The organism is Nguyenibacter vanlangensis (assembly GCF_013376155.1).
GTDB lineage: Bacteria > Pseudomonadota > Alphaproteobacteria > Acetobacterales > Acetobacteraceae > Gluconacetobacter > Gluconacetobacter vanlangensis.
On sequence record NZ_JABXXP010000169.1, the window covers coordinates 1 to 5,353 of the forward strand.

General features: G+C 64.1%; 6 protein-coding genes and 1 pseudogene. 4 read left to right on the plus strand and 3 right to left on the minus strand.

Features of this window, described 5'->3' with window-relative positions; translation table 11 throughout:
- From HUK84_RS09680 to hydA, 4 genes are all read left to right on the plus strand, one after another.
- Positions 1–590, plus strand: a 590-nt coding sequence (locus HUK84_RS09680; RefSeq protein ID WP_176640106.1) for an NAD(P)/FAD-dependent oxidoreductase, incomplete at its 5' end; no start/stop codon positions are given.
- Entirely contained in the window at positions 587–1,534 is a 948-nt protein-coding gene (locus tag HUK84_RS09685; RefSeq protein ID WP_176640107.1) for a dihydrodipicolinate synthase family protein, read from the plus strand. The genes HUK84_RS09680 and HUK84_RS09685, both read left to right, overlap by 4 nt.
- Positions 1,527–2,180, plus strand: a complete 654-nt coding sequence (locus HUK84_RS09690; protein WP_317135270.1) for a GntR family transcriptional regulator — start codon at positions 1,527–1,529, stop codon at positions 2,178–2,180. Before HUK84_RS09685 ends, HUK84_RS09690 begins: the two co-directional genes overlap by 8 nt.
- A gap of 102 nt (positions 2,181–2,282) precedes the next feature.
- The gene (hydA, locus tag HUK84_RS09695) at positions 2,283–3,689 is read left to right on the plus strand and encodes a dihydropyrimidinase (protein ID WP_176640108.1); all 1,407 of its coding nucleotides are present in this window, start codon (positions 2,283–2,285) and stop codon (positions 3,687–3,689) included.
- Between the two features lie 42 nt (positions 3,690–3,731).
- Here the strand turns inward: hydA and HUK84_RS09700 are convergent, their stop codons facing one another.
- The 3 genes and pseudogenes from HUK84_RS09700 to HUK84_RS09710 form a co-directional block, all read right to left on the minus strand.
- Complete coding sequence (locus tag HUK84_RS09700) at positions 3,732–4,202, minus strand: hypothetical protein (RefSeq protein WP_176640109.1); 471 nt, start codon at positions 4,200–4,202, stop codon at positions 3,732–3,734.
- Positions 4,199–4,747 (minus strand): hypothetical protein, encoded by a 549-nt coding sequence (locus HUK84_RS09705; protein ID WP_176640110.1) that lies wholly within the window; start codon positions 4,745–4,747, stop codon positions 4,199–4,201. The genes HUK84_RS09700 and HUK84_RS09705 overlap by 4 nt, the downstream gene beginning before the upstream one ends.
- Positions 4,748–5,104: 357 nt before the next feature.
- Positions 5,105–5,353: pseudogene (locus HUK84_RS09710) on the minus strand (transposase); the annotation flags it as partial.

Sequence of the window (5,353 nt, forward strand, 5' to 3'; positions counted from 1 at the left end):
ATGCCGTCCGCTGCGCGGGACATGCGCGCCCGCTGGCTGCCCGGCGCATCGTGCTGGCGGGCGGCGTGTGGCTGGAGAAGATGCTGGGCTGGTTCGGCCACGCCATCCCCATCCGGTGCCTGGTCAACCAGCTCGCCGTGACCGAAACGATGCCGCGCGTCATGGGCAGCGTCGTCAGCATCGCCAACGGCCTGCTGTCGCTCAAGCAATTCGCGAACGGCAGCGTCCTGATCGGCGGCGGATGGCAGGGCGAGGGCAATATCCAGGAAGGCGGCACCCGCGTCATTCCCGAGAACCTGCGCGGCAATCTGCGCCTGGCGCAGCATGTCGTTCCACGCCTGGCCCAGGCGCAGATCCTGCGGGTGTGGCTCGGCCTCGAATCCGAAACGCCCGATGCCATGCCGCTGATCGGCGCCCTGACCGCCCGCGACGACGCGTTCGTGATCGGATGCGTCCATTCCGGCTTCACCAGCGGCCCGTATATGGGCCGCCTGCTGGCCGAACGCATCCTTGGCGGCGCGCCCGACCTGGGCGCATTCGATCCCCGCCGGTTTTCCCCCTCGCCCAGCCTTCCGGAACACACGCCATGATCCCTGCTTCCGCGACCCCCTTCCGGGGCGTCTACGCCGCGACGCTGCTTCCCCTGCGCGAGGACGGGACGATCGACGCGCCCGGCCTGGCCCGGCACCTGAAGGACTGCACGTCCACGCCGGACATCGTGGGAATTCTCTGCAACGGCCATGCCGGAGAGAACCACCTGCTGGACCGCGAAGAGAAACGTTTCGTCGTCGAGACCGCCCGGCGCGCGATCGGCGCGGAGAAGATCATCGTCTCGGGGGTGCTGTCCGAGGACGTCGCCGAAGCCTGCCGGCATGCCCGGGACGCGGTCGCGGCGGGGGCGGACGCCCTTCTGGTCTTTCCCCCCTTCTCCTGGGCCGTCTCGCAGGATGCCGAGGCGATCGTCGCCCATCACCGCGCCATCTGCGCTGCCGTGGACGCGCCGGTCATGCTCTACCAGTCCTCGGTCGGCAGCGGCGGCATGGCCTATTCCCTGCCCATCCTGGAACAATTGCTGCGGCTGCCCCGGATCGTGGCGGTCAAGGAAGGAAGCTGGGAGACCAACGCCTATGACCGCCACCGCACGCTGGCGGCGCGCGTGGCGCCCCATGTCGAGGTCATGGCCTCGGGCGACGAGCATCTGCTGCCCTGCTTCGCCATCGGGACGACCGGCAGCCTCGTCAGCCTCGCGGCCATCCTGCCCGGCAGCATCGGCAGATTATGGGCTGCCGTCCAGGCCGGAGACCTCGGCACCGCCCGCCGGATTCATGCCGCCATCCAGCCCCTGGCGAACCTGATTTACGGCCGCCCGCCCGCCGGCCGGGCCACGCTGCGCCTGAAGGCCTGCCTGGTCATGCGGAAGAAATGGTCCTCCTGCCGCACGAAGAAGGCCGCGGATGTCCTGTCCGAACAGGAATGGCGGGAATTGTCGCAGGCACTAGAATGCGCGCTGGCAATGGAACTGGAATGTGACTGACAGCATGGTGGCCGAACGCGAACTCAATCTGGCCGAACTGGCCTACGGGCAGATACGGCGCATGATCCTGGAACGGGAACTGCCCGGCGGCATGTCGGTCGTCGAGGGGCGGCTGGCCGACCATCTCGAGATTTCCCGCACCCCGGTCCGCGAAGCCCTGATGCGCCTGGCCGCCGAGGGGCTTCTGACCAAGCAGGGATCACGCTCGTTCGCCGTCCGCCGCGTCTCGGCCGCCGAATTCTTCCAGAGCATGCATATCCGCGAGGTCCTGGAAAGCGAGGCGATCCACCTGGCCTTCGGGAAGATCGACCGCAGCCGTATCGTCGATCTGCGCGGCAAGGTCATCGCCCTGGGGGAATGCCCCGACCAGACGGCCGCGCATTGGCAACTGGATGACCAGATCCATCTGATGTTCGCCCGCGCCTCGGGCAACATCGTTCTGACCAAGACCATCGACGAGCTGCGGACGCTGACGCGCCTGTGCGAGGTCACCTATCCGCTGGGGCGCGTACCGGCCTCGACCGTCGAGCATCTGGCCATCCTCGACATGCTGCTGGAAGGCGATGCCGAAGCCACCAGGACCGCCATGCTGACCCATCTGCGCAACGTCGCGACGGACTGCATGGACATTCTTCGCGGCGGCTAGTGTCCTGCCCGAGAAATTCTTATGAGAATTTCTCAGATCAGCAGGCCACTAAAATATTGATTCTAATGTCCTGCCCGATTTCCCAATGCCAGGAGCGTTCTCATGACTTTCGACGTGGTCATCCGCAACGGCACCATCGTGACGGCCGGCGATATCTTCACCGCCGATATCGGCATCACCGGCGAGAGGATCAGCACGATCGGGCAGGGCCTGTCCGGGCGCCAGGTCATTGACGCCACCGGTCTGCTGGTCATGCCCGGCGGCATCGACGGCCATTGCCATATCGAGCAGGAAGAGGCCGACGGTACCGTTCACGAGGACGATTTCGCCTCCGCCAGCGCGTCCGCCCTGCTGGGCGGGACGACAAGCGTGGTGTGTTTCGCTTCGCATGTGCCCGGACGCGGCATGGTCGAGCAATTCGAGGCCTACCGCCGGCGCGGAGGCCGTTCGCGCGTCGATTTCGCCATCCACCAGATCGTCACCCGCACCGACGCCGGCACGATCGAACAGGATATTCCCGAAATCGCCCGCCAGGGTGCCGCGGGGCTGAAGGTCTTCATGACCTATGACGATTTCCACCTCACGGACGGACAGTTCCTGCGCGTTCTCGACGCGGCGAAGGCCGGCGGCCTGATCGTTTCGGTACATTGCGAGAATTACGACGCGATCCGTCACATGATCGACGCCCACCTTGCCGCCGGACGGACCGATGCCCATGCCCATGCCACCTCCCGTCCACCCGGCCTGGAGCGCGAGGCAACCTATCGCGCCATGGCCCTGGGCGAACTGGTGGACCATCCCATCCAGATTTTTCACGTCTCCTGCCCCGAGGTCGCGGAGGAGATTGCGCGTGCCCGCCGCCGCGGCGTCAAGGTTTCCGCCGAAACCTGCCCGCATTACCTTGCACTGACGGAAAACGATCTGAAGCGGGACGGCTTCGAAGGATCGAAATATATTTGCAGCCCGCCGCTCCGGACGCAGGCCGATCAGGACGGCATGTGGAAATATCTGCGCGAGGGCGTGATCGGCATCGTCTCGTCCGACCATTGCGGCTACACGTTCGAAGGCTCGAACGGCAAGGCGCGCCATGGCCGCGACGCGGATTTTTCCCTGATCCCGAATGGAATGCCGGGGCTTGGAACACGTATGCCGGTTCTGTTCCATACCGGTGTCAATAGCGGTCGAATCAGCTTGACCGATTTCGTACGCCTGACCGCGACGGCGCCTGCCCGGCGCTACGGCCTCTATCCCCGCAAGGGCACGATCGCCCCGGGCAGCGACGCGGACCTGGTGCTGTGGGACCCGGCACGACAGGTCAGGATCACCAACGATTTGTTCCAGGGCAATATCGACTATACGCCCTATGAAGGCCTCCACGTCACGGGCTGGCCCGTCATGGTCATGGCGCGCGGCGCAGTCGCGGTCCAGCACGGGCAGTTGCTCCGCGCGCCAACGGCAGGCCGTTTTCTGCGCCCGGAACACCCCACGGCACATCCTGCCGACGATTGAGGCAATAAAACGAGATCCCTCTTTCTTGTTGATACCATCTGATCATAATCGAGGATTGTTTCGACGAGAAAAAGAAACATTATTGTTTTTGATATCGATGGCACGTTGACGGACAGCGTAAGCGCACATCAGCTTGCATTCGAATCCGCTTTGCAGAACTTCCAGTTTCCTGATCTTCGAACCGAATGGAGCAGCTATAGGCACCATTCCGATAGTGCGTGAGCCTGTGGCCGCCGCCGAGAACGCAAGCGTCGGCCGCGCGAGATGGTCGCATGCCTCCAGCGCGGCGACATCCGTCATAAGGTGCGTCAGGATATCAAAGGCCTCCTGATGCGCCTCCCATTGCTGGAGAGCGAGCCCGTCCGACCCGAGCCGTTCGAAGATGGCGCGGATTCGGTCCGCATGATCGGGGTGGTTGGACAGGCTGATGATCCAGGCCCGGATGCACCAGAGCACGGTCCGTTCCAACTCGGGCAGATCGGCCTTGTGGGCAGTTGTGCCGGATCCCGTCATGACGGCACGCCGCACCGGGCATCCCCCGCCCATCTGACACCCTTATTGTCCGAAACCGGCCAGGCGACCGTCAGACCGGCCGGATCGGCGCCGCGCAGACGCATAAGGCGCAAGGCCGGGGCCGGCAGCGGCGCCGCCGACAGCCAGTGTCCGCACCCCGCAAGACTGCTCGCCAGCGTCGTGACGGCTTGCGCCAGGACCGTGCGCACGCGCGGATGAGGGGCAAGCTTGCACAGAAAATTATCCACCAGCCCGTCCTCTTCATCCTGCGCCGCGCCCGTCGCCTGCAGCAGGCGACGCTCATGGCGCGTGGTTTCGACTGCGCCAGGCCGCGCCACGACCAGCCCCCCGCCCTGCCATTCCAGCATTGCCGCATGAGCGCTGCGGAAGCGCGCGCCGATCACTGCCAGCTCGCTCTCCCAGACGGTGATTTTCCGCTCCGACAGGGGGCAGGTCCGCGACCCATGGAAAGCATGTCGGACCGCACCGACGGTTTTGGCGGCAGCCTCGTTGGCGAACGGATCATATGCGAGCGTGATGGTCATCGGCCTGCTCCTTTGCGGGTGCCTTGCTTCTTGACCTCAATATTAAGAATGACTCTCAATTGCAATAAGGAACATGATCATGGCCTCGTGATGATGCGGGAGGTCGATGATCGCCGGTTCCTGCAGCGCCCTGTCCCATACCGAGGTGGTTGATGACCTAATCTGTTTCGTGTTCCCGCCGCGTATGGCGAACTGCAAACCCGCGCTGCTCACGACGACGACGACCACCTTTGGTGGATCGTCCATTGGTCGTATGCGGTAGATATCGCCATCACCAAAACAAGGCCCCGCCGGAAACGGACGGGACTTTTTTTGTGATTCCCCGTTTGTCTCCGGCCTTAAGAATTATACCAACGGTTATAGACACAGACTTGTGTGAGCCCATTTTCTGAGTCCGATGGATCGGATGGTTTCCGGGAGGGCGGCGAGATTGGTCCAGGCGGAACAGGCGGCGTCGATGATGTGATCGATACCGTCGAAGAGACGGTGTTGGATAGCCAGTTGGCGCGAAGGAACTGCCAGATATTCTCGACCGGGTTCAGTTCGGGAGCGCGGGACGGCAGGAAGATCAGGCTGATATTGCGGGGCAGCTTCAGCTTGTCGGTG